21 protein-coding genes are annotated in these 26,234 nt (G+C 64.0%); 1 reads left to right on the plus strand and 20 read right to left on the minus strand.

What is annotated here, in order from left to right; translation table 11 throughout:
• Positions 1-132 precede the first annotated feature (132 nt).
• The 17 genes from M2320_RS20330 to M2320_RS20410 form a co-directional block, all read right to left on the minus strand.
• A complete protein-coding gene (locus M2320_RS20330; RefSeq protein WP_264598846.1) occupies positions 133-1,527 on the minus strand; it encodes a DUF4132 domain-containing protein in 1,395 nt (464 codons plus the stop codon).
• Positions 1,514-3,214, minus strand: coding sequence for a hypothetical protein (locus tag M2320_RS20335; protein ID WP_264598847.1), 1,701 nt, complete (start codon positions 3,212-3,214; stop codon positions 1,514-1,516). Before M2320_RS20335 ends, M2320_RS20330 begins: the two co-directional genes overlap by 14 nt.
• Entirely contained in the window at positions 3,201-4,844 is a 1,644-nt protein-coding gene (locus M2320_RS20340) for a hypothetical protein (RefSeq protein ID WP_264598848.1), read from the minus strand. The genes M2320_RS20335 and M2320_RS20340 overlap by 14 nt, the downstream gene beginning before the upstream one ends.
• A gap of 132 nt (positions 4,845-4,976) precedes the next feature.
• Complete coding sequence (locus M2320_RS20345) at positions 4,977-6,662, minus strand: hypothetical protein (protein ID WP_264598849.1); 1,686 nt, start codon at positions 6,660-6,662, stop codon at positions 4,977-4,979.
• A gap of 56 nt (positions 6,663-6,718) precedes the next feature.
• Entirely contained in the window at positions 6,719-7,075 is a 357-nt protein-coding gene (locus M2320_RS20350; RefSeq protein ID WP_264598850.1) for a hypothetical protein, read from the minus strand.
• Between the two features lie 462 nt (positions 7,076-7,537).
• Positions 7,538-8,113, minus strand: a complete 576-nt coding sequence (locus tag M2320_RS20355; RefSeq protein ID WP_264598851.1) for a hypothetical protein — start codon at positions 8,111-8,113, stop codon at positions 7,538-7,540.
• Between the two features lie 1,113 nt (positions 8,114-9,226).
• On the minus strand, positions 9,227-9,640 hold the full coding sequence (locus tag M2320_RS20360) for a DUF3768 domain-containing protein (protein WP_264598852.1): 414 nt from the start codon (positions 9,638-9,640) through the stop codon (positions 9,227-9,229).
• An 18-nt stretch (positions 9,641-9,658) separates the two neighbouring features.
• Positions 9,659-9,868 (minus strand): hypothetical protein, encoded by a 210-nt coding sequence (locus M2320_RS20365; RefSeq protein WP_264598853.1) that lies wholly within the window; start codon positions 9,866-9,868, stop codon positions 9,659-9,661.
• A 38-nt stretch (positions 9,869-9,906) separates the two neighbouring features.
• Entirely contained in the window at positions 9,907-10,167 is a 261-nt protein-coding gene (locus M2320_RS20370; protein WP_264598854.1) for a hypothetical protein, read from the minus strand.
• A 120-nt stretch (positions 10,168-10,287) separates the two neighbouring features.
• A complete protein-coding gene (locus M2320_RS20375) occupies positions 10,288-11,973 on the minus strand; it encodes a ParB N-terminal domain-containing protein (protein WP_264598855.1) in 1,686 nt (561 codons plus the stop codon).
• A gap of 188 nt (positions 11,974-12,161) precedes the next feature.
• A complete protein-coding gene (locus tag M2320_RS20380) occupies positions 12,162-12,899 on the minus strand; it encodes a hypothetical protein (RefSeq protein ID WP_264598856.1) in 738 nt (245 codons plus the stop codon).
• 68 nt (positions 12,900-12,967) lie between these two features.
• Positions 12,968-18,061 (minus strand): N-6 DNA methylase, encoded by a 5,094-nt coding sequence (locus M2320_RS20385; RefSeq protein ID WP_264598857.1) that lies wholly within the window; start codon positions 18,059-18,061, stop codon positions 12,968-12,970.
• 93 nt (positions 18,062-18,154) lie between these two features.
• Positions 18,155-19,108, minus strand: coding sequence for an ArdC family protein (locus M2320_RS20390; protein WP_264598858.1), 954 nt, complete (start codon positions 19,106-19,108; stop codon positions 18,155-18,157).
• Positions 19,109-19,527: 419 nt separating this feature from the next.
• Positions 19,528-19,716: a hypothetical protein gene (locus M2320_RS20395; protein ID WP_264598859.1), complete on the minus strand. Its 189-nt coding sequence runs from the start codon at positions 19,714-19,716 to the stop codon at positions 19,528-19,530.
• 37 nt (positions 19,717-19,753) lie between these two features.
• The gene (locus M2320_RS20400) at positions 19,754-20,011 is read right to left on the minus strand and encodes a hypothetical protein (protein WP_264598860.1); all 258 of its coding nucleotides are present in this window, start codon (positions 20,009-20,011) and stop codon (positions 19,754-19,756) included.
• Positions 20,012-20,120: 109 nt separating this feature from the next.
• Positions 20,121-20,669: a hypothetical protein gene (locus tag M2320_RS20405; protein WP_264598861.1), complete on the minus strand. Its 549-nt coding sequence runs from the start codon at positions 20,667-20,669 to the stop codon at positions 20,121-20,123.
• A 337-nt stretch (positions 20,670-21,006) separates the two neighbouring features.
• Positions 21,007-21,948 (minus strand): DUF3991 and toprim domain-containing protein, encoded by a 942-nt coding sequence (locus M2320_RS20410; protein WP_264598862.1) that lies wholly within the window; start codon positions 21,946-21,948, stop codon positions 21,007-21,009.
• Between the two features lie 686 nt (positions 21,949-22,634).
• On the opposite strand from M2320_RS20410, the gene M2320_RS20415 reads away from it, so the two are divergent.
• Positions 22,635-22,886, plus strand: a complete 252-nt coding sequence (locus tag M2320_RS20415) for a phospholipase D-like domain-containing protein (RefSeq protein WP_264598866.1) — start codon at positions 22,635-22,637, stop codon at positions 22,884-22,886.
• 227 nt (positions 22,887-23,113) lie between these two features.
• Here M2320_RS20415 and M2320_RS20420 read toward each other — a convergent pair whose 3' ends face one another.
• The 3 genes from M2320_RS20420 to M2320_RS20430 all read right to left on the minus strand — a co-directional run bounded on the left by M2320_RS20420 (position 23,114) and on the right by M2320_RS20430 (position 26,109).
• Positions 23,114-24,385 (minus strand): tetratricopeptide repeat protein, encoded by a 1,272-nt coding sequence (locus M2320_RS20420; RefSeq protein ID WP_264598863.1) that lies wholly within the window; start codon positions 24,383-24,385, stop codon positions 23,114-23,116.
• A 94-nt stretch (positions 24,386-24,479) separates the two neighbouring features.
• The gene (locus tag M2320_RS20425; protein ID WP_264598864.1) at positions 24,480-25,736 is read right to left on the minus strand and encodes an AAA family ATPase; all 1,257 of its coding nucleotides are present in this window, start codon (positions 25,734-25,736) and stop codon (positions 24,480-24,482) included.
• Positions 25,642-26,109: a hypothetical protein gene (locus M2320_RS20430; protein WP_264598865.1), complete on the minus strand. Its 468-nt coding sequence runs from the start codon at positions 26,107-26,109 to the stop codon at positions 25,642-25,644. The genes M2320_RS20425 and M2320_RS20430 overlap by 95 nt, the downstream gene beginning before the upstream one ends.
• Positions 26,110-26,234 lie beyond the last annotated feature (125 nt).

Consider the following 26,234-nt stretch of genomic DNA (forward strand, 5'->3'; position numbering starts at 1 on the left):
AATGCGACGGCCCTTTCCGGCGGATTCCGGACATTCCCGAGGCCGCTGCAAATTGACGACGCGGGCGGAAAGGCGAAGTGGAACTAATGGAAGTTTTGGGACTCCACGCGGACGTTCGCTGTCAGGGCGGGGTCAGAGCGCGATCTGATTGAGGATTACGCGGTCCTTGATTTTGGTCTCGTCGCAGAGCAATTGCGCCTTGGACAGAATGAGCGAAAGCACGTCGTCGCCCGCGAAGGGCAAGGGCACGCCGCCGAGATCGCCGCCGCCCTCCCCGCGCACGATGCAGACATGCTGGTTCTTGCCGACGATGCGCACGGCGGCATTGCCGCAATGGATGGCGTAGCTGTGCCATTCGCCGCTCACGATCAGGTGGTTATGCTCCATGCGGCAGCGCCCGGCGATCGCCAGTTTGGGAACCAGCCATTCCAGCATTTCCGCGCGCAGGATCGCGCTCTCGCCAAACGCCTGCAGCGAGAGATTGTCGTCGATGCCCAGCGCGCCCCGGTCGAATTCCGGCGGCGGCGGCTCCGCCTCGGCGCCGGGATCGGCCCATTGCGGATCTAGACCGAGGACGCTGGCGCCGGTGACCGTATCGATGTCGAACAGCACCTCGGCGAAAGCCAGAGCCGGAACATTTTCCAACGCCACGGGGCGCGCGTCGGCGCCGTTGATCTCGGCGGCGCGGTAGAATCGGATTTGCGACGTGGCGAAATTGGCAAAATTGGGCGCGGCATAGCCGCCGTGGTTCTCCTGCACGGCGCCGCAGCCGCGTCCCCAGAATTCCGCCACCAGCCCGAAGCCCGGCAGGTCGAGCCGCGCGGGATGGAATTTTTTCGGGACGCAATTGAGCATCCGTGAATGCAGCGCCCAGCCCCGGTTGCGCAGGATGCGCACGAAAACCGGCTGGTTGAGGATCAGGCCCGCGAAACGGTTGCTGTAGGTCGCGGTCGCCAACTCCGCCTCGGTGAGCCGATAGACCGGACGCCACAATTGGCGGATCGGCTGGCGCAGACCGCCCGCCGTCAAGGCTGCGCGCCAGCGCGCATTTGTTTCCGGCGTCTCCATCAGGGGATGCCAGAGTTTGACGCGGCAATCTCCTTCCGGCGCCGCATGGGTTTCGCCATCGGGGCCGTGCAGGTCCGACGCGGTCCCGAAGGCGACGAAAGGCGCGCGATTCCGGGGTTCGAAGCGCCACAGCAGGCGCGCGGCCAACGTGGCGATCAGGGGATGATCGGGGTAGCGCGCGCGCCAGTCGCCGAACCGCCAGTCGCGGCCCGTGCGCCAGGTCAGCTCCAGCCTTTTTCGCGCCTCGGCCAGCGCCGCATCGATGTCGGCGCGTCGGGCCTTGAGCGCATCCACGTCTTCGCGCGCGAAAGGTTCGGATGCGGGCAGGCGCTTGAACGCCTTGCCGCCGGGGTCGAGATAGCTGACGCTGGTATGGCCCAGCGGCGAAAGGGCGATCAGCGCCGTCCAGTCGCCGAGTGGAAATTTCGCGACGCGAGGAGGAGGATCAAGTGAAATCATAGGCGGGCACGCTGATTTCCTCGATATCCGCCGCCGCGACGCCGCGCGCCTTGGCGATGGTCACCATGGCGCGGTCCACGGCATTGCTGATGCCGTTGTCGTCGAAATCGCGCTTCAGGCGCCCGAGCGTTTCCATGGCTTGCTGAGAGCCGACGAGAGCCATGCCCTTGATCGCGGCATTGGCCACGGCGCGCGAGGGGAGCCGGACGGGCATGGCGGCGCGCGCCACTCGCTCGAAGATCTCCGCAGCATCGGGAGGCGGATTGTCCGCGACGAGCCAGATCGCGCCCTTGAGCAGCCTCTGGTTGGCAACGGTCGCCAAATGGCAATCCCAGGAGTGGCGATAGGGTGGGTCGTCGTCATAGGAAGCCCTTGGCGCGTCCCAGCCGAAAGCATGCACCAGGAAGAAACTCAGGGACGTTTCCGACACGCTGAAGCCGAGCGTCACCAGCGCAACCCATTCCGCGAGACCATCGACCTGCGCTGGGGGCAAGGAAGGCCAGTGCGGGAATTGCATCGCAAAGGTCGCGGCTTCGAGTTGGTAGCTGTGCAGGAAGAACAATTCCCTTAGCGCGTCCTCAGAACCTCCGGGCGTGTGGTAGAGCGAAAGCCAGGACAGGCAGCGCCGCCGGGCTTCCTCGGCGCCGATGGGCTTGATCGCGACGTTCAATCGCTTTTTCCACCCTGCCGTCGGCGCGGCGGCGTCGGGCGTCTCCGCGAGGACCGCCAGCAGCGCCCAGTCTTCGGGCTTTCCCGACGCGAGAATATGTTCGGCGCCGGGAATGAAATCCTGATCCCATTCATGTTCGGCCAGCGGCGCGAACCGCGCGCACAGGGCGTCGAAGTCTTCGCGTGAAAGGGTGCGCGGCGCACGGAACGGCGCCTGTTTGGCAAACGGGCCGGTCTTGGGTGGATGCAAGCCGCCGAAATTGCGGTAGTCGAAGGGCCTGTCCAGATCCTTGTGGGTCCAGAACCCGAAAGTGCGCGGCAAGACGCCATCTTCGGGAAACCGAAGCGAAAAGGCTTCACGGTCCTTCGTCCAGACTGGCATATCGGCTTGTGTCAGTTCCGCGATCAGGGCCTCGGCCTGCGCGGCGACCTTTTGAAAGAACGCGCACCAGAAGTCGAAATCGGGCGGCGGCGGCCGGAAACGACAGGGCGAGGGCCGCGCGATCGCACGCTTTTTCACCGCGTCCAGCGGATCGATTTCGATGCCGGCGAAGCGGCGCAATTGGTCCTGAAGGGCTTTCGCCTCACGCTCTTGGGTCGCCCCCTTGATGGGCGCCTTTGCGCAATGCGCCCACAACGCGGCGAAAGCTGCCTTGTCGTCGTCAGTAAAGCGGATTCCATCCCGCTCGGCCTCCGCGAGATAGACCGCGAAGGGCGCCACGCGCGCATGGCCGCAAGTTGCGAAACTGGTGAGGAGCATTCGGGCCATGGCGCCGACAAGGTCGGCGCGTATCGGCAGACCGTGCTGCATGGCGACGAAAATCAAGCCGTCGAGCACGCCGGTTTCGGGTCGCAATCGCACCTGCGCGTGCTTGTCGGCGTCCAGCGCCAGCAGCACATCGGCGCGACGGTCGTCGTTGGCCGCCTCGGGCGCGAGTTGCGCCAGGAACCACATCCGCAGACTGGCCGAATCCGACGCGGCGCTGGGAAGAACCCTGGAGAATTCAATGGAAGCCATAGGACGGCGCTCCAAGCTCTTCGAGGTCGGCGGCGGCGATGCCCTGTTTCGCGGCCGCCTTGGCGAGAAGTTTCGCCACCATATTGGCGATGGCCTTGTCCTTGATCGCGCGGCGCAGGCGGGTCAGCGCCTCCAGCGCCGCAGGCGAATCCTCGGCGGCGAGCGCGTTGAGCGCCGCATTGGCGGCCGCACGCGCGCGCAAGACCCTGTCGATGGCGACCGTGGCCGTGCGTTCCAATATTTCCACCGTGTCAGGACCGGGTCCTTCCGCCAGCGCCCAGATCGCGCCGCGCAGCAGCAATTCATTTTCTAGCGTCAGGCGGTAAACATTGGTTGCGATCCCCCAGCCAAAATAGCTTTGGCCGCGATCGTCGGGATAGATGATTTTTGGCGCGTCGGGAGCGCGCCGGTCGCGCTCCCATTGGACAAAAGCGTGAAGCGACCAGCGATGGCCATCGGGATAGGCAAGGCAGACCAGCGCAACCCAGCGCGCAAGACGCGCCAAAGCCTCGGCGTCGAGGCTGCGCCAAGCCGGGAAATTCAACTCGAACGTCGCCGCCATCAAGCCATAGGCGTGGCAGAAGTTGAGGTCCTCGATCCTGTCGGCCAGCGCGCCGGGACGATGGAACACCTCCAACCATGCGGCGACGCGGCGGCGCGCTTCCTCGACGCCAATGGCATCGGCGGCGGCGCGCAGCCGTTTCAGCCAAGCCTTGCCCGGCGTCGGCGTATCCGGCGTTTCCGCGAGAACGGCGACAAAAGCCAGATCGTCAGCTTTTCGGTCCGCCGCCAGCAGATCGGCCGCGGGAATCCAGTTCCGGCTCCAGTCGTGATCGGCAAGAGTCGCGACTTCGGCGCTCAATGCGTCGAAAGCTTCGCGACCCAGGCTGCGAATGCCCCGATATTCGGCAAAGCCGGTCCTGCGGCCTGCATTGCGCAGCGGCTTGAAATCGGTGCGGTCCCAGCTCGCGGGCAAGCCGAGTTCCGACCGGCGCCAGATGGCGAATTCGCGGGGAACCAGACCGTCTTCAGGAAAGCGTTCGGCGAATTTTGCTTCGGATCTCGTCCAGTCGGGCAGGTTCTTGGCCTTGAGCTCCTTGGCCAGCATATCGGCTTCGCGCGAGACGGCGACGAAGAAATCGCACCAAAAGTCGAAGAAAGGCGGCGGCGGGCGCAGGCGGTTGCAGGAGGGTTCGGCGTCGAGTCGCTCGCTTATGGCGCTCAGCGCATCAGGCGTTCGCTGGGCGAGGCGGTTGAGCGTCGCGATGGTCTCGCGCGTCTCGCGCTCGCTTTCGCGCAGGCTTCGGTGCGGATTTTTCTCCAGCCGATCCGCCAGCTTTACCAGCAGGATGCGGTCGGATCGCGTCAGCACGCCTCCGGCTTGCGCCCCCCGGTTGAGGATATTGGCGAAGTCATGGCTGAGCATGTGCGTGTAGCCAGAATGTCTGTCGTTTTCCAGGATCACGCGAACAACGATCGCGATCAGGTCGGATCGCAGCCGCAGGTCGAAACGCAGAAACGACGTGAACGCGAGGCCATCCATGTCGCCCGGTTCGAGGCCGATCCTGAACTGCGCTTCGGTCGCCAGGGCGATCAGAAGATCGGCGCGCTGTTCCGGCGAAAGCGGCATCAGGAATTCGTGGCCCCGACGCTCGGATGCCGCGCCTTTCCAAGCCTCGACAAGTGATGGAGCCGGTTTCGGCTCGCCACCGAACAATCTTTTCAGCATCGAACTTCCGCGCCCCCGCCCTCGAAGATTTCATCATGCGAAATCATAAGTCGGCGCTCCCAGCTCTTCGAGATCGGCGGCGGCGACGCCCTGTCTGGCGGCCGCCTTTTCGAGCGCCTTGGCCACGGCATTGGCTAAATTTTTGTCCACGATGGCGCGCCGCAATCGCGTCAGAGCCTGCAAAGCCTCAATGGAGCCGTGGGCGGCGAGCGCGTTGATCGCGGCATTGGCGCCGATGCGCGAGCGCGCCGCAATGGTCGCGGCCACGCCTGCGATGCGTTCGAGTCGATCCACCGTGTCGGGCGCCGGCCATTCCGCCAGCGCCCAGATGGCGCCGCGAAGCAGCAGATCGTTTTCCAGCGTCAAATGGCAGCAATCCGGGTTGATGATAGTTCCGTAAGGGCTTCGTCCCTCGGGATGGCAAATCTCCGGGGCCGGCGCGTCACGTCGCGCGCAGTCCCATTCGAGAAAGGCGGCAAAGGACCAGACCCGTCCGTCGGACGCGCCGAGACAAACGACAGCGACCCAGCGCGCCAGAGGCGCGAGCGCCGTGTCGTCGCAATTTTTCCAATCGGGAAAGGCCAGTTCATAGGCGTGCGCCTCCAGAGCGAAACGGTGACAGAAGGCGAGATCCGCCAGCCTGTCTGCCGTCGCGCCGGGTCGGTGAAAGATATCCAGCCAGGAGGCGACCCGGCGCCGGGCTTCATCGAAGCCAATCGCCTCTGCGGCCACGCGCAACTGCCTGAGCCAGTCCTTGCTAGGTCTGGCCGCGTCCGGCGCTGCGGCGAGCGTGGCGAGGAAGGCGAGGTCCCGGGGTTCGCGCTCCGGCGCCAGACGCTCGGCGGCGGGAATCCATGGCTGGTTCCATTGATGAGCGGCAAGCGCTTCCAGTTCGTCGCGCAAGGCCACAAAAGCCTTTTCATCTATGGCGCGCAGGCCACGAAATTCGGCAAAGTCCGCGGCGCGGCTCGGCTTGCGCAGCGGCGCGAATTGGCTGCAGTCGCGCCAGCGGGGACCGACTTGCGTCCAGAAGCCGAACGCACGCAACGTCAGCCCGTCCGGCGGAAAGCGTTCGGCGAATTTCGCTGCGTCGCGGGTCCAAACGGGCAGGCTCTTGCCCTTCAGTTCCTTGGCGAGCGTTTCGGCCTCGCGCGAGACCGCGAGGAAGAAACGGCTCCAGAAGTCGAAATGCGGCGGAAGCGGACGGAAACGATTGGGCGAGGGCGTGGCTTCCAGCCGCTTGACGATGGCCTCGTTGGGATCGACGAGGCGACCGGCCCAGAGGTTGAGCGTCGCCAGAGCCCGCAGCGCCTGCCTTTCATAACTGCGCCGGCATTCGTGGACATGCTCTTCCAGCGTTTCGGCGAGGCGCTTCAGATCGGCGCGTTCAGCGCTGCCGAGCGTGAGTCCTGCCGCGCCGCCGCGTTCGAGATAGTCGGCGAGCGGGAAGCAGCTCAAGGCGGAAAAGCCGGCGACGCTTGCATCGCGCTCGATCTTGCGAACCATGGCGACGACAATATCCGGGCGGATCGGCAAACTCGCGAACGCCCAGACAATGGTGTGCAACGCCATGGCGATGTCGGACGGGTTCAACCGAGTCCGCGCCGGGAAATCCGTATCGACCATGGCCAGCAGCAACCGGCCGCGATCTTCGCTGCTCCATTGATGCAGTACGCCCAAGCCCTGGCGCGACTCGACGGCATGTTCAAGTTCGCGCAAGCGCGCATCCAAATCATCCGGCGGCGCGCAATTCCCCTGCAACATCAAGCTGCTCCTCAACCGCCGCGCAGCGGTACGAGTTTTAGGAAAACCACTTCGGTGGTCGTGGAGAGATCGATGCGTTCCTGCGGGTCCGTGACTTGGCGGTCGTTGACGATCAGGAAAAACGCGCCGCGCGCAAAGGCCTTTACGGCGCGGGCGGCGATCTCGTCGACCAATGTGTCGAGCCCGTCGCGCAACTCGGCATAAAGCCGGCTTGGCGCGGCACCGCAGGCGATCTTGTCCGCCTCAGCGCGCACCCGCTCCTCGATCAGCGTCGAAGCCAGAACAATCCGGCTTTCGCTCCAGTCGAAAGTGAAGGAAACCTCATCGCGCCGGGCATTCGCGGCGTCACGGATCAGTACCTTGGCCATCAAGCGTCCCCTAGGGTCATCGCCACACTAAAATGAGAGACTTGCAGTTGGCTTAAAATTTCGCGTAGGCATGGGTGGCCCGCTGATCGTCGGCAATTCGGCAAACAAGAACCTGTCGCCAATTCGGTTGGATTGGCAGCTTTGGATCGAAACGGCTGTTCCCGGGCGACGCCGTGAAGGGCCGGATTGAGCCGGACTCTGCCAAAAACCTTGAACTTTGCAGAAATTTAGCCAAGGCGAAGCTGGCTGAGGCGTCATCGGCGGTCACCGCCAGTTACGGCGGGAGCGCAGACGCTCGCTATTGCACCCTTTCGCGCCGTTCGCCTATCGGCCATTCCACTTTTGCGCTGAGCACGAGCGAAAAGCGCCGATCGAGAAAAATGTCCGGCGACCAACGCTGAGGCCTGGCCACTTGAGAGCGCAGGGGTGCGGGAGCCCCGGAGGGCTCCCGCTTGTCCTCGATCAGAGGACGTCGAGCTGGCTCTTGAGGGCGCGCTGTTCAAGCGGCTGGCCCTCGGCCGGAGCACGGTAGGCCCGCCACTCTTCGCCAGTGATGTCCTTGTAGGCATCAACCGCGCCGTGGGCGGCGGCCAGCAGAGCGAAGGCCTGGAGGCCCATGTCGGCGGCGAATTCCGCCGCGCGGCGCGCCTTGCTTTCAAACCCGACCGGCGCGTCGGTGTCCTCGCCACCTTCGGGCGTGCGGGTCGCGAGCGCCCGGGCGTCGGAGACCTTGTCCGAGTAGAACGAGCCCGCGCCGACCGCCGAAGAGACCAGAGAACCGACGATGCGCTGAAAGTGCAGGGCGGTGGCCTTTTCGTTGAGGGCTGCCTCGAAGCCGTCCTTCATTTTCAGAAGGGCGAGGGAGTGCTGGTCCCGGATGTTTTCGTAGTCCGGGCAGATGAGGCCGAAGTTTTCGGCGATGCGCTCGGCTTTGCCCTGGTCGGGGCACAACAGCTTGGCCCGTTCGAAAGTGATGGCGGCCTTGGGCTGTTTGGCATGTTCGGCGGACTGGGCGGGAGCCTTGCGAGTGTTAGCCATTTGCTCGATCCTTCTTGGCGCCGGGGGCCGTTGACCCTTTGTCAACGCGTTCCCCTCGGTGACGCCGAACGAGGCCGGCCCAGAGCCGGCGCAGAACCCGCCAAGCGTGCATCGCGGCGTCAGCGATTTTGCTCCGCGAGGAATTCGCACGTCAGAGCGAAGGGGATAATCGCTGAGCGCCGCGCGCTTGAGCGGGCCGACGCTTGCGGAGGATCGTGAGATCGCGGCGATTTTGTTTCGCGAGGAATTCGCTCCCAGAGCGAAGGGGACAATCGTTGCGAGCCACGGTTGACGCGCTGGCTGGCCGGCCTAGGCGTCACCTAAACCGAGGGGACTGCATTGACAGAGGGTTGATGGTCCATGAGCTGGCGCCAAGACGGCTGGATCGACCCAATGGCATTGATCGCGGCGCAAAGGCTTTCGCTCACCGCTTCGCCTGACATCGGCCCAGTCGAGCGTCACGTCGCACGAATACCGCCATGCTCGCCACAAGCGGGGCAAGAAGACGGATGATAGAGCCGAACCTCAAAGGTCGCCCGGGACCAGGAAACCCAGTTCCTGTCATCTTCCGGACTCATCAAGATGAGGGAAGCGCGCGCCAAGTACGCAACGAAATCACCAACACGCCGTCGTGACTGCCGCATCGGCTCTCTGGTCGCTCTGGCGGTTGGCTGCAATTGGCGTTTTTCGGACAGGATCACCAATACCGTGGCCAAAGAACCCGCTCTGACAATTGAACCTCGGAGGAAATCGACGCTCCAGTTCTGTGAAGCTGAACCGCGCCCTGCAGGGGTTTCACAGCCGGCAATGGCGGTGGCTTCGCCCTGCTAACCGCCGCCTACTTGAAGCGGAGTCAATCCTGCGAAACTCTCAAACAGAGAAGTGGCAGCCTTTCCATCGCCTACGCCAGAGTTCGTCGCACGACCCAGCGCTCAAGACTCCGCCTCGTCTTCGAGCTGCGCAGGACAAGCGGGCGGCCTCCCGGAGCTTCGACTCGGAGAGGCGCTGGCCTTCGTAGGCAAAGGGTGTTTGCTGCGCTGGCATGCGCGCCTCCGTAAGGAAAGGAGTGAGGTTTCGCGAAACGCGCGTGTGTTCGGAATCGCGGCGCTGCCGCTAGTATTCGCTGGCGAGCATGATCGTCAGGACGCGCGTCGTCTGAGCCGGGTCGGCGGGATTTTCGGAACCGAACTCGCAGGCGCGGTCGTAATAGTCGATTTTCCAGAACATCTTCTGGTCGGAAAATTCGAACGCGCCGAAGTTGTGCTCTTCGTACGGATCGTTGTCCGTCGTGAACGCATCGAATGTCATAACGCGCCGGATGATTGCAAGCTGAGCGTTCAAGGGTAGGCTCGCGATGCTGCGCGTAAGACACAGTTTTCCTCTCGACTGAGGCGCCTGTCGAAAGGCGTCGTTCAGTTCGCGCACGCGAACGGTGCGTTGGGTCTCGTCGTCAGTCATGGCGGTGGGTCTCCTCTTCACGGTCTTGCGCGCAATGGCGCCGGCCACCGCGGGCGCCGGATTGTTCATGGCTCCGCCGCTTCGGGATCAGCCGTGAACGCGCGCGGTTTCGATCTCGCCTATCGACGCATAGAGCGCCGAAAGCTTCAGGATGACGGGAGAATGGAAGGCGGCGTGGAGGTATCGCCGCCAATCCGTTCCGTTCCATCGCTCAGGATTCGTGTTTCTGCTGTCGCGGCGGGAGGCGGCGCGTTCGCAATCAATGATGAGATCGGTCGCGAGCTGGTCGGCCGCCAATTTCCGGGCGGCGCGGCGCCGCTGGATCGCATCGGCGTTCACGTCGAGACCGCCTGCAAACGAGAGCGGACAGTCTCGCCGAACTTGACCAGCGCCCTGATGGCGTGGTCGCTGTTCGAAGCCTCGGGAAGCCCGGGAACGAGGAGGGTTTCATTGTCGTGCGCCAGTCGGGCGACTGCAGCGACGGCCGACTTGAGCAGTTCGAGATTGGAATATTTGGCGATAGACAAGGCGCCCGTGGGGCATCGGAGGCCAAATCCGATGACGCCGGCGCGATCAGCGAAAGCGATATGCGACATGGTTTTCTCCAGCGGTTCGCGCGCGACGAGACCAGCTTGTGCGGCGGCGCAAAGTTTGGACGGTTTGTCGGATTGGTCGGCGTGGCGGCGGCGGCGCGCCACACCGGTTTGATCACGATTTCAAGCGGCGGCGGCGTGGGGTTGCTCGGCCTGATCATCGGGACTGGGCGCATCGCCGAGGTCGACGCCGCCATCAAGATCATCCAACGCGTTCGTTTCCGACGCTTCGTCGTCGGCATCCTCTTCGCCTTCGGCGTATTGGTAGTAGCCGCGGGCGAACTTGGCCGCTTCCTCGTCGCTGAGCGCGAAGTGGGCTTCCGGAAGGACGACCCGGGTTTCACGCGCCTGCTCGATGACAGCGGCGCGGGTGTCCTTGACCTTGCCGCGCGGCAACACGCCCATGCCCGAGCCCAGACGTTCGAGCGCGGCGCGTGACAGCGACGGCAGGAACTCTTCCGTCGCCATGGTCGGCAGTTCGGCGTCGGCCCCGATCGCGTCGCCGGCGATGCGCGCCGCCAGACCGCTCCCGTTGTATTTGAGCTGGCAGCTCAGCGTCGCCTTGAGCGCCTTGATGGCGGTCGCGCGGATAAGGGCGGCGTCGGCCGAAATCTTGCCGCCCTCGATCATCTTCGCAACCAGACTGCGCATCGGCATCGTGTCACCGGTGCGAACCGTCACGTTGTCGGCGGCGAGCGCCAGGATGAGCAAGGCGATCAGGGTCTCGTCGGCAATGTCCGGCCGTGACAGCGCGCCGTGCAGTGCTTCGGTCCGCATCTCGCCGATCATCTCCATGCCTTTGCCGGTGATGTCCGGGCGCGTTTTCGGCTGCGTCGGCTCGCCGCCCTCGCCGCCGTCCTCGACCATGCCTTTCGCGGCGGCGGCGCGCTTCGCGATACGGTAGGCGACGGTCTTGATGGCGCCTGAGCGCGGGTCGATGTAATGGCCGATGCGATCATCCGGCGTCGGCGTGGACCAGATGCGTTCGGCGCCCTTGGGAAGTTGCGCGTTGCCCCACTGATCCATTTCGATGATCGCGCCGTTCTCGGGCAAATTGCTTTCCAGCCACGCGCGCTGCGCGGCGAGAAAGGCGGCGGCGTCGGTCGTAAAGCGGGAATCTTCGTTGGCCGGGGCGAACAGATCTTCAATCCAGGTGATGCCGAAGGCTTGCTGTTCGGTTTCGCCGAAGCTGGCGTCGCGCGCGAACATCTGTCGGCGGGACAGGGCGTTGGCGATGGCGTGCCACGACACACCGTCTTTCTTCTTCGGCTTGTGCGCCTCCCAGGCCTCGGCCTGTTCAGCGATCGGCGCCGAGGCGATGGCGCGGAGATAATGCTCCTGGGGCATGTCGCCCTGACCGATCCGCTCCAGAATCTCAGGCAACACCTTGCCGAGCAGTCGGAGTTTCTTCACCTGGCGCACCGTGGTCGCGAAGGCGGCGGCGATGGCTTCTTCGGTCCAATTTTCGGAGGCGAGGGACTCGAACGATCGCCACAAATCGACGGGCGACATCGGCTCCCTGACGGCGTTTTCTGCGACGGCGCGCATGTTGTCGAGCGGATCAGCAGGTTTGACCAGGATCGCCAGTTCCTTCACCTTGTTGGCGATCGCGGCGCGCAAACGGCGGCGGCCGGCGATGATCGTCAGCGATCCATCATCCTCTTGGGCAAACAGTGGCGGCTGAATGAAGCCGATCGCCTTGACGTTGGCTTTCAGGCCGGCGTCGGACGCCTTCGCGGCGGCGATTTCGCGGGGATCCTTGTTGTCCTTGAATTCCAGGGTTTTCGGATTGACGATCCTGAGTTCCATGCCTCGCTCCTATGGCTCGCGCTTCGGTCTTCTTCTTCCGAAACAACAGCGCGCGAGCGCGGAGGCGCGACCGGGGCAAAGGCGGCGCTTGCGCCGGGATTCGGACGGTCCAGCGCAAGCGGCCGTCCGAACCCACCCTTTGCGGCGGGCGCGTCGCCCGCGCTGGATTTCTCATTCATTTTTATGCCCTACGCCGCCTTCTGCTTTTTCGACGCAAAGCCGACTTCGGCGCCGCGCCGACGCGCGACGAGGGGGCGCGAACAAGCGGCCTGAGCGAGGCGCTCAATCAGAGCAAGCTCGTCGTCTGAACAGGCGCCGGTGATTTCGAGATCGATGAATTCGCCGCAATCATCGGGCGCGGCTGCAGCGACTTGCAGCGGAGTCGCCCGCAGGAACAGAATCCCGGAGCCGAGATTGCCGCAGTAAATCGCAGCGGGCTTCGGGGCGCCAGGAGAGGGCGGGGGCTTGCCGATCTGCTTGAAGGCCTCCGCGAACGTCGTCGGATTGGGCGTCGTCCGCGCCCGGATGGAGGCATGGAACGTCCAGGGCGGCCGGAAGGGATCGAGTTTACCGATCTGGATCTGGCGCAGGAAATCCCCGAAGCTGTAGGGGTCTGGCGGGTAGGGGCAGCGCCGCCATGTCTCGCGGATTTGGCGCCGCAGCGCATCGGGGAAAGCAAACAGTCGCGCGCGAAACCGCCGCCAGTCGGCCGCGCGCCGATTTCGGCTTGATTGTTGGATTCGGACCCAACTCACGGCCCGGCGCGCCATTTCTTCGTCGACGCTGTGCTGGTTTTCCGCGATTGCGCTTGCGAACAGCGGCAAGGATTCGCGTTCAAGCCGTTGCTTGCGCGCGAAGGCCGCGCGTTTCCGGGTCGTGTCTTCGAAAGGAGTCGGGTGGGGCCAGCGGCGGAAGCGCATCGTCATGCCCTTTCAAATTTTGGGGGAGGGGAGGGCGCCGGCTGAAAGACCCGGCGCGACAGCTCGTCAGCGCATCAAGCGGCTGCGGCGATCGGCTCGTTGTAGTCCGCTTCGCTCTTCGTCGTCGCGAGCGAGGCGTTGATCTCGGCGAGTTCGGCCCGCTTTTCGGCCAGTTCGTCGTTGAACTGGAAACGTGCGCCGAGGCGCGCCGCCAGCGACGGAAGCCACGTCTCGGCCTGGGCGATGGTGGCGTTCTCGTCCCGCAAATCGGCCTCGAACCGCGAGAGCACATGCTCGATGCGAGAGATCAGGCCCAGCGGCGTCAGGTCGCCGTCCGTCTCGATCGTCTCGTTCGATCCGGTGCGCGCCATCACCAGGGCGGGATAGCCGAACATGCTCTTGATGAAGCGCAGGTCGAAACCGCCGATGGCGCCGATCCGGTGCGGACTGAAGCTCTTGGTCGCGGCGCGGTTCTTGACCACATGCTTCAACAGCAACGATCCCGCCTCCTTGCGGTCCGTGAACGACCTTTCGTCGATGGTCATCGCAAAGGCGTCGCCGCGCGTAGAGCGGCGCTTAGCGATGTCGGCCTCGATCTGGGTGATGCGCAGGCGCGCGCGTTCCGCGTTGTTGCGCATCCGCTCGATCTTGCCGCGCAGCATGATCTGCTCGTCAAAATGATTGTCGCGCAGGCGCTCGAGGCGGGCGATCTCCGCCTCGACGCCGGCCTTGCGCATCAGGCGCTCGTCGCCGGACGCAATCGCCTTGGCGAGGCCGAACTGGTTGGCCTGGGCGCCAACATCCTCGATCCGGCGGATCGAACGGTCGCCGGACATGGCCATTTCGATGAACCGGGCCTTGCGTTCGAGCGTCTGCCAGCCGGTCGCGTCGACGCTGCCCTTGGTCGCATAGGCGTAGAGCTCGATTTCCTCGTTCTGATTGCCCTGGCGCTCGATGCGGCCCTCGCGCTGCTCGACCTGGGAAGGCAGCCAGGGCACGTCGAGATGGTGGAGCGCGACGAGGCGTTTTTGCGCGTTGACGCCAGTGCCCATGGTTTCGGACGAGCCGATCAGAATGCGCTTCTTGCCGCCGTTCATGTCGTTGAACAGGCGCTGCTTGGCCGCGGAACGCTTAAAATCCTGCATGAAGGCGATTTCGGACGCCGGGACGCCGCGCGCGATCAGGGTCTCCCTGATCCACAGATAGGCGGAGAATCCGCGCGACTCGGCGACGGACGGCGTGCCCAGGTCGGAAAAGATCATCTGGGTGGCGCCGGGGGTTGGGTCGGTTGTTCCGTCCGGGCGGCGATAGCGTCGGTCCGAGGTGTCGCGCCAGATTTGGAAGACCTTGTCGATCAGCGCGTTGAGCTTGCTTTCGGGCTCGTTGGCGTGATCGGGGTAGGTGAAGCGCAGGTCGATCGCGGCGTGGCGGCCGTCGGTGATGACCGACAGCAGGATGTCGTCGCCCTTCTTCGGGCGTCCCTGGCGGTTCTCGATCGCCTTGATCCGCTGCGCGAGCACCTTCTGGTAAGCTTTGAAGGCGGGCGTCGCCGGCGCGGTGATGATCTGGCGCTGTCCGGAGGCGATCCTCGGCAGCTTCAGGTTCTCGCGAAGGTCGGATTTGAGCACGACGTCGGCGAAATCCCGGAACATCGAGATCAGTTCGGGCACGTTGACGAATTGCGCGAACCGGGTCACGGGCTTGTAGATGCCCCAGGGCTGCAATTCGAGGTCGGTCGTCGTCTCGCCGAACGAGGCCGCCCAGGCGTCGAACTCCTGAATGCCGCGCTCCTCCAGCATGTCCGGCTGGAAGAACCGCTGGATCGTGTACATTTCGCCGAGCGTGTTGGTGATCGGCGTGCCCGACGCGGCGATCAGCGCGCGTTCGGTGCGGCGGTTCAGCGCCAGGAAGCGGGTTTTCACATAGAGGTCCCAGGCGCGCTGCGAGCCGTCGGGATCGACGCCCTTCAGCGTGCTCTGGTTGGTGGTGAAGGACAATTTCCGGAACTCCTGCATCTCGTCGACGATGATCTGGTCGACGCCGATCTCGGCGATGGTCAGCATGTCGTCCTTGCGGCTCTGCAGGGCCTCAAGCTTGGCCTCGATGCCCTCCTTCATGCGCTCCAGGCGCTTGATCGAGACGCGGTCCTCCTTGTCGATGCGGCTCATCAGCTCGGCGTAAGAGGCGAGCTGGTCGGCGATCAGGCCCTCCTCGAATTTCGCGGGGGTGGCGATGAACTTGAAGGCCGAATGGGTGATGATGATGCAGTCCCAATTGGCCGTCGCGGCGCGGGCGAGGAAGCGCTGGCGCTTGTCCTTGGCGAAATTGGTCTCATCCGCGACCAGGATGCGGGCGGTCGGATAGAGCTGCAGGAACTCGCGCGCGGCCTGGGCCAGGCAATGGCCGGGCACGGTCATCATCGGCTTGGTGATCAGAGCCAGCCGCTTCTGCTCCATCACGGCCGCCGCGAGCGTAAACGTTTTGCCGGCGCCGACGGCGTGGGCGACATAGGTCGAGCCGGCGGCCAGAATGCGCCAGATCGCGCGCTTCTGGTGGGAATAGAACTTGATCACGCTGGAGGCGCCGGGGATCGTCAGATGCGATCCGTCGAAGCAGCGCGGCACGAGATTGTTGAAGCGCTCGTTGTAGAGCTTCGCCAGGGTTTCGGCGCGCTCCGCGTCGGTCCAGATCCAGTTCTCGAACGCCTGCTTGATCTTGGCCAGCTTGTCCTTGGCCGCTTCTGTGTCGGGCGCGTTGAGCACGCGCTTGGTGACGCCGTCTTCCTGGTATTCGTCGTAAATCTGCGGGATGCGCGAATTGAGCGCGTCGATCATGAGCTCGCCGGCGTGGCGGCGCAGCGTGCCCCAGTCCGAAGTCGAAGCCGGGTTTTGCTGGAAGGCGCTGGCGGTCACGGTCCAGCAGGCGATTTCGACGGTGTGATAGATCAGCGTCTTCACGCCCATGATCTCTTCGCAGAATTTGGCGATGACCTCGGCCGGAATCCACGGTGCGCCGAGGCGGGCGGTGATCTCGGAGGGTTTCAGGTCTTCCGGCAGGGCCTCCTTCAACGCGTCCACATTGCGCTGGAAGCGGGGGTTGGACATTGCGGCTTCGGTAGCCGCGGCGAGGCGTTTGCGGATGTCGCCAGAGAGATAGGCGTCGGCGGTGTGCCAGAGTTCTACATTTGTTCCATGCGCGATTGGGTCGAGAAAAATCCGGTCGCCGAGGTCGGCGATGACCGCCTCGCGGGTGACGCCCAAAAGTTCCGCGATCCGGTCGACGTCGACCGTGCCGGTCTCGTGCAGCACGACCGCGAGCGCGTCAGCCGCGCTGGTGATCTCCGGCGTGGTCGGCGGATGCAGCACGCGCTGGCTGAAGATCGGGCCCTGGCTGGCGTGGCCGCTTTCCACGTCATAGTCCTCGATCGAGGCGACCAGCCAGACGTCGGGATCGTCGAGGAAGGGCTGGAGATTGGGCCGGCGCACGGTTTCGCGGATGTCGCCGTCGGCAGTGGTGGTTTCGGAAATGGTGGTGAGGTTGATCGGGCCGAAGTCGCGCTTGAAATGGGCGTAGGCCGAGCGCAGCCGCACCTGGGCGACGCCCCACGGCTGATCGGCGGCCTGCGCGCGCAAAACCTCGCGAACGGCGTCACGGACCTGGATCAAGCCGCGAATGATGCGGGCGTGTTTGGCGGGAATGCCTTCTGTGCCCTTGCCCTGGCGGACCGCGACCGGGACCGGCCTGCCGTTGATGATCTGCGCCAGGCTGTTCTTGACGACGAGATAGCTGCCCTCCTTGATCGTGGCGCCTTCGGCGGCGGTGCCGACGTCGATCGTTTCGCCGTCGAGGTCGAGCAGGTCGTTCAGTTCCTTGGGAAGCTGCGGCCGGGGCGCGTAGATCGCGGGCGGGACGGAATAGAGCGCCTCGATCAGGCGGCGGAACAGCGCCGGTTCGTTGGCGTGGGTCGGAAGGCAAGTGTAGGTCGGGCCATAGGCGCTGGTGGTGCGGGCGTGCGCGCCGAGCGTCATGGCGGGATGCGCCACGAAATATTGGTTGATGCGCAGTTCGTCCTCGCCATCCTCGGCCGGCAGGATCGCGTCGAGTTCGATCCAGTTCGCCGCTTTGGGAGCTTGGTCCTGGTCGCGTTTCTGGAAGATCAGCACGTCGACCACGACGTCGGTCCCGGCGCCGGCGCGCATGGCGCCTTCCGGCAAGCGAACGGCGCAGAGCAGGTCGGCCATGGAGGCGATGAACGTGCGGGCTGTCGCGTCGGTCTTGTCCATGGTCCAGCGGCTCGTGACGAAAGCGGCGATTCCGCCCGGGCGCAGGCGTTCGATCGAGCGCGCGATGAAATAGTCGTGCAGCGACAGATTGAGCGCGCCGACGGGGTCGCTTCCCCGCACGGTGCGGGTGCTGAACGGCGGATTGCCGATGACCAGGTCGTAGTTGTCGGGCAGGCGCGCCTTGGTGAAATCCTCGTTGCGAATTTGGGCGTTCGGAAAGAGGAGTTTGGTGATTTTCGCCGTGACCGGATCGAGTTCGACGCCGGTCAGGGTGGTCTTGTCGGCGAGCGCATCCGGCAGCATCGAGAAAAACAGTCCGGAGCCGCAACCGGGCTCCAGCACGCGGCCTTCGGAGAATCCTATACGGCGCAGCGCCTTCCACATGGCGCGGATGATGAATTCCGGCGTGAAATGCGCGTATTGGGTGACGCGCGCGAGGCTCGCCAGTTCGGTCGGCGAGACCAGCTGTTCGAGCTCCTGGCCGAGCGTTTCCCAGCCTTTCGGCAGAGCCTCGTCGGCGGCGCGGCGGAACAGATTGTTGGCGAGATCGCCTGCGCCGAATGAGATGAATCGCGCCAACCGGCTCTGTTCCTCCGGCGTCGCATTGCGCGCCTCACCCTCGATCTGCTGCATCAGGCGGATGGCGGCGAGATTGTCGGCGGCGCGGGATTTCCAGTCGGAGGCGAGAGGCCGCGATCCCCGGAGCCGGAAGTTTCGCGCGGGAGTCGCAACCGGCTTCGCGACGGAGCCCTGGTCTTCGGCTTCGGGCTCGTCGTCTTCGGCGGGTTCGCCGAGAGACAGGCCGGAATAGAGCCCGAACGCGCCCGTGCTCAAAGCGGTGGTGTCGAACAGCGGCAAGGTCATTTGATCAATGGATTTTTTCATCGGTCCGAGGCCTTTCGGATGCGCGCGATCGCGCGGCGCCGTCAGACGTCGTCGCGATCTACCAAATGGGAGAGGTGAGCTTGAGGGCCGCGCTCAGGCGGCCAGGGCCTCGGCGGAGGCGTTCGACGGCTGGGCTTCGTCGGTCGCGTCGTGATCGTCGTCGCTGGCGGCGTGCTCAGGATGGTGCGACAGGATCCATTCAGCGATGCGATTGGCGTCGGCTGCCGCGCGGAAAATCTCGCGCTTGTCGTCCTTCAGCACTTTGACCCAGGACTCGATGTAGCTGGCGTGATTGGGCACGTCGCAGGGAAGATCCAGGGCGTTGCCGACGAACAGGCTCGCCAGTTCGGCTCGCAATTCCTCGCGCGAGTATGCCGTGCTGCCGAACCGGCCAGTGAGGTCGCGGTCGAGCCGGTGCTTGGCGCCGGATGCGTGGGCCAATTCATGGATCACGGTCGCCGCCCAGGCCGGCATGTCTTCGAACGCCTGTTCCGGCGGCATCTGAATATGGTCGGTCGCCTGTCGGTAGAAGGCGCGGTTGCCGCCGATCTCGATGCGCACGCCGCTGGCCCTCAGAATCAAATCGACGTCGGCGATGCGCTCGATGACGGGCTTGGTCGCTTCCGGGGCGACGAATTCGGGAATGCCGTCGATCTGCGAGGCGTGGAACACGGTATAGGCGCGCAGCAACGGGATCGCGCGGTCTTCCTCGTTCTCGTCCTTGATGTTCAGCTTCTTGTAAAAGAAGACGATGGTCCCCTTCTCGCCCTTTCGCACCTGCCAGCCACGTTGGTCGGCCTGCTTGTAGCTGCACCAGCGCGGATCGCCCGAGGCGAACGTGTGCGGCGACATCGCCAGCGCCAGGGCATTGATGCCGCGATAGAAGCGTCCCGTGGTCGGGTTCATCGGGTTGCTTGCCGACGCGCATTTGGCCGCGTCCCACGGCTTACGCCACGGTAGAACCCCGGCTTCGAGCTTGGCGATGATGGTTTGGGTGAGTTCTTCGCAATGGTCGCGGCGCGCGCTGGCTCTGTTGAACTTTTTCATCGGCTGTCCTTTCCATATTCTGGTCCGAAAACAGCCCCTTGCGCTTCGCGTCCCGGAGAACGCCGCAAGGGCGCGAAGCGCCGGGCTTGACCCTTGCGGCGCGCGACGGCGATGCGGTAGCGGGATTCTTCTTTTCTCTTTTTGCCGTCTTTCCTGTCTCTCCAACCGCGAAAGCGTGTTGGGCATCGACTGACGGGAGGTCCTCAACTGAAATCGGCCAGGGCGGCGCAGATCGCGGAAATGGCGTCCATGCAGCCGACTAAAACTCCGGATCGACCGAGCGTGTGCGCGACAGTCCGCACGGCTTCCAGCATTTTCGGCGCCGCGGTGATCAGGCGAAGGTTCGCCAGACCTTCACCGTCCTAGTTCGTCAGCTCGTCGGACGCCTCAAGCGCAAGCCCATGTTCGTCGCGCGGCCATCAGCCCTCGTTCAGGCCGTACCAAATGACGTCGACGTGGCGATCATCGATCAGCTCAGGCGGAATGTCGGCGCCCGGAATCCAGCGCTGATGTGAACTGACCATGTCGGGCACGATGGGAAGGTTGAACGCGCGCACTGGGCGTCCATTCAGGTCACAGATTTGAACCGCATAGTGTCCAAGAGACATTTTGACCTCCTTGACGCTTGTCGCCGTTCAAACCTGCCTATTCCTCCCGTTCCGCGTTGATTTTGCGCCAGTTGCGAGCGTCGTATTCCGCCTCGCATTCGGAGCTGACGCGTCGTGATGCCGCCGCCGTGACGACACGCACCACGAAACGCATGACGGCTGGAATGCCATGGCGCGCGAGGCGCTTGGCCTTTTCCGCATTCGGGCTGGTCGGGTAGCTGTAGGCGGTCACGCGGCTATCGAGATCTCCGCAGATGAACGCACCGTCATCGGTGATGGTCCAACACGAGTTCATGACGTCTTCCTTCCTGGAATTGGGCAGATGGCGCGCGCCAGCGAGGCTCCGGAGCGCGCGGAAAGGATCAGGTGATGGGGGTGTTCTGCGTCTCGGCCCGGCGTCCGGCTCAGCCGATCCCGGCTCGGTCGGGTTCGATCCAAACCCTGGTCGTTCCGCGCGCGGGCAGATGGCGCTTTTTCAAGCGGCCCTGAACAAAGGCTTCACGAAAGGTCTTGGCGGTCGCTTCGGCCGCCTCCCGTTTGGCGTTCGTGTGAACATCCAGAATCGACCACATCAGGCGGAAGCGCGTGTCGGAATCCATTTGCGCGAATGCGTTGACCGTCCGGCGGGAATAGCCGAGGTCCACGCGCTCAATCCCGCCGCCATGCTGGACGATCAACACATAATTGGCGAAGCGCGGCTTGATGATCTTGAAGCTGTGGCTGCGGCAGTCGGTTCCACCGGCGCCCTCGTGAACCGAGGGGAGAATGCGACCGGGCTCGTGAAAGAGAAGTTCTTCATCTTCTGCGTGGGGCGGCTGACGCCACGCTTCACGGCCATGATTGTTGCCGTCAAAAACGGCGCGCGACCAGCCGAATCCTGGATCTTCAATCTTTCCGCTGCGAACCTGGGCTGGCGAAACGCGCTTGCCGTCGGTGTTGGCCTCGATGTTCATCATCTCAGGAATTCCTTTCATCTCTTCCAGATATTTCCTGAGCCGCCGACCGCAGCGGACGGGGCAAGGGCGCGTCAGCGCATGGCCTGACCCTTGCGGCGACGCCGCGCGTCGGCGAATTTTCGCCTTTCCTCCGGATCTTCCTTTCAATTTCAGCGACAGTTCTGGCGATCGCTGAGCATCCGCAACGCGTCAGGTTCGTGTTGCCAATGGTGAGGCCGCGCGCCCTGTTCTTGGGCCATCATGGATTTACGGCCGTCAAAGTGCGGCTTGTCATCGTCGGGCTCGCCTGTTTGGGTGTGAATATACTCGGATGCGCAGCGGCGCCGCGCATTGGTCATGTGTCACGGCGCAATATTCGGGCTTTGAGGACGTCGTTCCAATCCTGGCCCTGCGGCGGTCGGCGCCGAATGAAGGGAATGCCGGCCTCCTGAGCGAATTGTTCATGGCGGTTGGCATAACGATCGCCGGCAGGGTTTGCGTCGGTCGCGCTTTCGAAATGAGCGCCGGGCCTGCCGGCGATCGAAAACAAGTGATCTCTGATGGCGGCGATCGTGCCCGGTCCCATGCCTCCGCCCGTCGCGGCGTAAGCCGTGTCCTCACGCATATTCTCAAGGGCGGCGCAGCTCAGCGCGTCGATCGCAGCCTCCGCCAGCACGAAACGGTTCCGAAGCGCGGTGTCGCTCGGAAACCAGAACAGCGACTTGGCGCCGCCGGTCAACGAGCCTTTGTATGCTGGCCCCCTGACATCGACGTGGGTGACGACGTTCGCAGTGCGATGAGCAAACCATGCCGAGCCATATGGGCCGTCGCGGATGACATCGCAACCGGCGGCGGCGACAAGCACGGCTTCCGGCAACCCTCGGTTCGAAAGATAAAGCCAGGCATGCGAATGCCTGCGCAAGCGGGGCCGTTGCGCCCACCGAACAGCCACCGACAATGGCACCGCACAGCTGGCGGTTGTCCGCACGTCTTGCGTGAAGGCGGGCGGGATGCCGGCGAGAGGCCGCAGCGCTTTGCGCACGTCCCCGAAATTGAGCCGAGGCTCCAAATGCTGGACGAGATTGAATACGTCGCCCTTCGCGTCGCTCGTTGGATCCCACCAACCCGCGCCGTTGTGATTGACAATGACGATCTCACCGGCGCCGCGTCGATACTTCAGGCAATTTCGAGAACTTTCGGCGCGGTCAAGGCGCCAGGCCGGCGAGGCTCTTTCGAGAACGGTCGCGCAACTTACCCCGGCGCGTAATTCCTCGATTTCGGTTCGGGCGTGCGTCATTTCCTGCTCCTGAATTGGGAACAAAGCCCTCTATCCGGTTGCTCTTCTCGGAATGACGACGGCTCGACCGCGAGGCGGCGGCGGGGCAAGGGCGCGCGGATACGCGCGGGAGCGGGCGACGCACCCTTGCTGCGATCGACGGCGATAGCGGTAGAGGTGATTCTGCTTCCTTCCCACCGCTCTCCGGTAGGCGCGCTGTGTCGTGAAATGGCGCGCGTCCGCGCCGGAGGGTGCGCAAGAGGCCCTTGGGGGCTCCGGCGCCGCAGGCGATGGAGCCGATCGTCACCCGCAGGGCGAAGACCCTTTGGGGCTTCGGCGATGTAGGCGCGAGAGCCCGTCCCGCAGGGCTTGCCATGAAGGATTGAGAGGCGCGGGATTGCCGGCTCATGCTGGAGCGGCCTTGCAGCGATCGGAAAATCTCGCTAACCCGAATCCAGGAGGCTCACGAGCTATGAGCAAACTAATTGGCTTTTTGTCGATGATTCCAATTTTTCCGATTAGCGCTCCTGCGAATGCGCGACAAAGGGCCGCGAGCGTTGCTTTTTACAGTGCGCCGGAAATGAGCCTTGTCGAAATACGAGGTTATTGACTCGCTTAAATTTGCAGCGTCGCGCGGAGCAAAATTTCGGATTTATCTGGACCTAAGAGAACTCCCGTAGCTCAAACTGAACGACGATCAGCCGTTGGTGCAGCTTTCGCACGCGCCAACCGTCCAGATCAAAGTAAAAGCAGAGGCCGAGGGGCTGATGCACATGAAGTCTTATGCGATCGACAATTCAAATTTGCGCACAGGTTCAGCCAACGAATCGTTTACCGGATTGACGAAGCAAGACAATGACTTGCTTTTGATTACGGATCGCGCGGCTGTCGAGGCTTTCAATCGAAAATTTGAAGTCATGTTGGCGCGACGCTCTAACGTGGCCTTCTCTTTTCCCTAACGGCTGCGGCTTGCGACACCAAATGTGGATTTGGCGACGAGTGAGATCGAGACCGCTTGATCGGCAGAGTCCGGCTCGAAAGCGACATTGCGGAAAACGCCTGCCCTCGTTTCAGATCAGCCCAAAGGAGACGCCTGACAGGCGGAAGCCAACGTCACATCCAGCTTCGATGGCGGACGTTGCAAGATTTCAGGAATTCGGACTAGAAGCAGGGCAGGACGCGCCTTTCATCGGAATTGCCGGAGGAGTTTCGCTGCCTCGCGATCACCGTTCGCAGAAGCACGCTGTAGCCAGAAGACGCCCTGCCGCGGGTCCGGAGGCGTCCCGTAGCCTTGCATATAGCAGACGCCAAGCAGCCGTTGCGCCACCGATTCATTGTTTGCGGCCGCGGCCTTTTGCAGCCACTTGAAGGCTTCCCGATAATCTTGGCGGTAAGCTCCCTTTCCGAAGAAATGACCGATTCCAAGTTCGGCCTGCGCATGTGCGTCGTTCTTTTCCGCCGCGCGCCGCATCCAGATGGCCGCCTCGGCCGGATCGGCCAGGACGCCATCACCGTCTCGCAGCGCCATGCCCAGCATGCGCGCGGCTCCGGCCTGATCCGGGTCCGCCGCGGCGCCGCGATACCATTTGGCGGCTTCGGCATGATCGCGCGGATAAGGCGGCCATCCATTCCAATAGGCGTCCCCGATCATCGACTTCGCATTCGCGTCGCCGCGATCCGCCGCATCGCGGAACCATTTCAACGCCACAGTCTTGTCCTGGGAAACGCCGTCGCCATTCATGTAGGCCCAGCCGACCATCCGGGCCGCGCTGGCATAACTGGGGTCATTCGCGGCCTCACGATAGATCTTCACCGCTTCGGCGCGGTTCTGCGCGTAGGGGGGCCTGCCATGCCAGTAGGCGTCCGCCAGTTCGACCTTTGAATAGAGATCGCCCTGGTCGGCCGCCTTGCGAAAATATTCGAGCGCCTTGACGCCGTCGACGCCCACGCCGACCCCGTTCCGGTAGGCAATGCCCACGTGACGCTGCGCGAAAGCCAGTCCGGCGTCCGCGGCCTTGGAGAGCCATGCGAATCCGGCTTGGAGATCACGCGCCAGGCCGAACTTGCCATAGACGAGATACAGCCCGTAATTGGCCTGGCCGTAGACCATGCCCTGCTCGCCCGACAGGCGATAGTAGCGCGCGGCCTTGCTAGCGTCCCAGTCTTGCGGCTTGCCGAGTTTCATGTCCCCATCGTAGATCGTGGCCAGCATGAACTGCATGTTGGCGTCGCCAGCGTCGGCGCGCGCGGTCAACTCCCTCAGCGCGGCGGGATCGTTCAAGGCGCGATTGCGCAGGGCTTCGGCCACGCCGATCGCGGCGGGCGATTGCTCAGCCGGTTTCGGCTGACGCGGCGTCGTTGGCCCGCCGCTCCAGCCCGGCGGCGGCGCGCCCCAGCCTGGCGCCCCCGGCTCCACCTGCCGAGTGAACAGCCACGCGAGACCGGCGAGGGCCAGCATCTGCGGAGCGACGAACCAGATGCGGCGATAGGCCGTGTCTCCGTGCCAGAGAAGGAAATGGGCGAAGCGCGCTCGAGCGGTCATGGCGTCGCGCCTAATACGCAGCTATGGCGCTGTCGAGGTCAGCCAGCGTCAGCTGACTGGTGCTGCTCGACTCCGGATCGCGCGACAGCCGCACCGCCTGCGCCTCGCGCATCTTCTCCACCAATTGTCGCACCGATCGCGCGTTGGCCCAGCCGATCCGGCCGCGCGCCGCCGAAACCCAGGCGTTGAACTTCTCCTCGTAATTTTCGGGCGGAACGAAGTCCTGCGCCTTGACCATGGCGATCATGATCTGCGCCAGTTCATCCGGCGCATAATCCGGAAATTCTATCGTCTTTGCGAATCGTCCCCGTAGGCCAGGGTTGGCGTCGAGGAATTTCTGCATCGGTTGCGAATAGCCGGCCACGATGACGATCACGCGGTCGCGATAGTTCTCCATGAAGGTGAGAAGCGTGTTGATCGCATCCATGCCGAAACTGGCCGTGTTGTTCTCGGCGACCAAACCGTAAGCCTCGTCGATAAAGAGGATTCCGTCCAGCGCGGATTCGCAGATCTTGTCGACATTTCCTGCGGTCTGGCCGATATAGCCCTTAATGAGATCCTTGGTCTCGGCGACGATCAGATGTCCGCGCTTGAGGACGCCCAGGCCGCGGTAGATGTCTCCGAGCGCGTGGGCCACCACGGTCTTGCCGACGCCCGGCGGTCCCTGGAACACCATGTGCTGGCTCAGGCCGGTGACTTTCTTGCCTTCGGCTCGACGCTTCTGCTCAAGCTGCAGACGAGCGATCAGCGTGTTGACCTCGGCCTTGACGCTGTTGAGCCCGATCATGGCGTCGAGTTCGTCGAGAGCCTGCTGCGCGGTGCGGCCCTGCTCCACGATCGCGGGCGTCGCGACGATACGCAACAACCGTAGTTGATGCGTCGCCACCGCCGGCCCTTCCGCTGTCGCGTTGACATTCGCATAGACGAGCGCAAGGCGCATGGCGAGAAAGCTCGTGAGCGCGCCGGCGACGATGATCGCCAGGGCTGTCAGCAGCTTGGGCATATTGGCCCATGTAAAGAGTTGCGAAAGCGCGCCGGCGCCGCCGGCGACGCCCGCGAAGATCAATGCCGTCAGCAGCGAGGCCGCGGTCATGCCAACGATCAACGCAGCAGTTTGATTACGCTGGAGAAAATCAAACATCGCCCCACCGTCTTTCCCTAAAACCCTCCGGTCACCGGCCGCATGGCTGGTCGGTGCGCCACCACACGTTGATGACGGCGGCGCCTCCCGTTCCGCTGGAGAACCAGGTGGGGCTAAGCGACGCATTCAAACCATTATGGGGCCCCTCGACGCCGAACTGGCCTGTCCCGGCCGAATAGGCCGCCGGAAAAGGCACGGCGACGCGGATCGGGGTCGCGCCAACCTGGAACGGAGGCGAGAGATATGCGCCCGCGCGAATTCTGATCGGTCCAACCGGCGCGTCCGGCGCCCGTACGAGGGTAAGAACCGCCATCGGCGTCTTGCAGTCCCGGGCCTGGCTGGCGAGAGCCGCGGCGACGCCCGGCTCCAGCGAACCCATTGCGGCGGCGATGTCGGCGACCGACAAAGCGCTGATCTCGACGGAATCGGACGCGGTTGCTCTAGCTGTCGGAAGCGCAACGGCGCCTGCGAGAACTCCAGTCGCGATCACGCCGGCCATAGCCAGCGCATTGGCGCCCGCGCCGCCCTTTAGGTCATCGACTCATTAAACCGGCACCATATGCGAAACGCAGCGAGCTTGACGCCTGCGAGAAAGTTGTCGGCTCGCTTGTCGTAACGAGTTGC

This window comes from Rhodoblastus acidophilus (assembly GCF_025961575.1).
Classification (GTDB): Bacteria; Pseudomonadota; Alphaproteobacteria; order Rhizobiales; family Beijerinckiaceae; genus Rhodoblastus; species Rhodoblastus acidophilus_C.

Excerpts from the sequence above, each read along its gene's own strand:
- M2320_RS20350 (WP_264598850.1), bottom strand. The coding sequence starts at position 7,075 with ATGGCCAAGGTACTGATCCGTGACGCCGCGAATGCCCGGCGCGATGAG.
- M2320_RS20380 (WP_264598856.1), bottom strand. The coding sequence starts at position 12,899 with ATGACGATGCGCTTCCGCCGCTGGCCCCACCCGACTCCTTTCGAAGAC.
- M2320_RS20420 (WP_264598863.1), bottom strand. The coding sequence starts at position 24,385 with ATGCTGGCCCTCGCCGGTCTCGCGTGGCTGTTCACTCGGCAGGTGGAG.
- M2320_RS20410 (WP_264598862.1), bottom strand. The coding sequence starts at position 21,948 with ATGACGCACGCCCGAACCGAAATCGAGGAATTACGCGCCGGGGTAAGT.
- M2320_RS20330 (WP_264598846.1), bottom strand. The coding sequence starts at position 1,527 with ATGATTTCACTTGATCCTCCTCCTCGCGTCGCGAAATTTCCACTCGGC.
- M2320_RS20430 (WP_264598865.1), bottom strand. The coding sequence starts at position 26,109 with ATGGCCGGCGTGATCGCGACTGGAGTTCTCGCAGGCGCCGTTGCGCTT.
- M2320_RS20375 (WP_264598855.1), bottom strand. The coding sequence starts at position 11,973 with ATGGAACTCAGGATCGTCAATCCGAAAACCCTGGAATTCAAGGACAAC.
- M2320_RS20355 (WP_264598851.1), bottom strand. The coding sequence starts at position 8,113 with ATGGCTAACACTCGCAAGGCTCCCGCCCAGTCCGCCGAACATGCCAAA.
- M2320_RS20395 (WP_264598859.1), bottom strand. The coding sequence starts at position 19,716 with ATGTCTCTTGGACACTATGCGGTTCAAATCTGTGACCTGAATGGACGC.
- M2320_RS20385 (WP_264598857.1), bottom strand. The coding sequence starts at position 18,061 with ATGAAAAAATCCATTGATCAAATGACCTTGCCGCTGTTCGACACCACC.
- M2320_RS20425 (WP_264598864.1), bottom strand. The coding sequence starts at position 25,736 with ATGCGTCGCTTAGCCCCACCTGGTTCTCCAGCGGAACGGGAGGCGCCG.
- M2320_RS20390 (WP_264598858.1), bottom strand. The coding sequence starts at position 19,108 with ATGAAAAAGTTCAACAGAGCCAGCGCGCGCCGCGACCATTGCGAAGAA.
- M2320_RS20400 (WP_264598860.1), bottom strand. The coding sequence starts at position 20,011 with ATGAACTCGTGTTGGACCATCACCGATGACGGTGCGTTCATCTGCGGA.
- M2320_RS20405 (WP_264598861.1), bottom strand. The coding sequence starts at position 20,669 with ATGAACATCGAGGCCAACACCGACGGCAAGCGCGTTTCGCCAGCCCAG.
- M2320_RS20335 (WP_264598847.1), bottom strand. The coding sequence starts at position 3,214 with ATGGCTTCCATTGAATTCTCCAGGGTTCTTCCCAGCGCCGCGTCGGAT.
- M2320_RS20360 (WP_264598852.1), bottom strand. The coding sequence starts at position 9,640 with ATGAACAATCCGGCGCCCGCGGTGGCCGGCGCCATTGCGCGCAAGACC.
- M2320_RS20340 (WP_264598848.1), bottom strand. The coding sequence starts at position 4,844 with ATGCCGCTTTCGCCGGAACAGCGCGCCGATCTTCTGATCGCCCTGGCG.
- M2320_RS20370 (WP_264598854.1), bottom strand. The coding sequence starts at position 10,167 with ATGTCGCATATCGCTTTCGCTGATCGCGCCGGCGTCATCGGATTTGGC.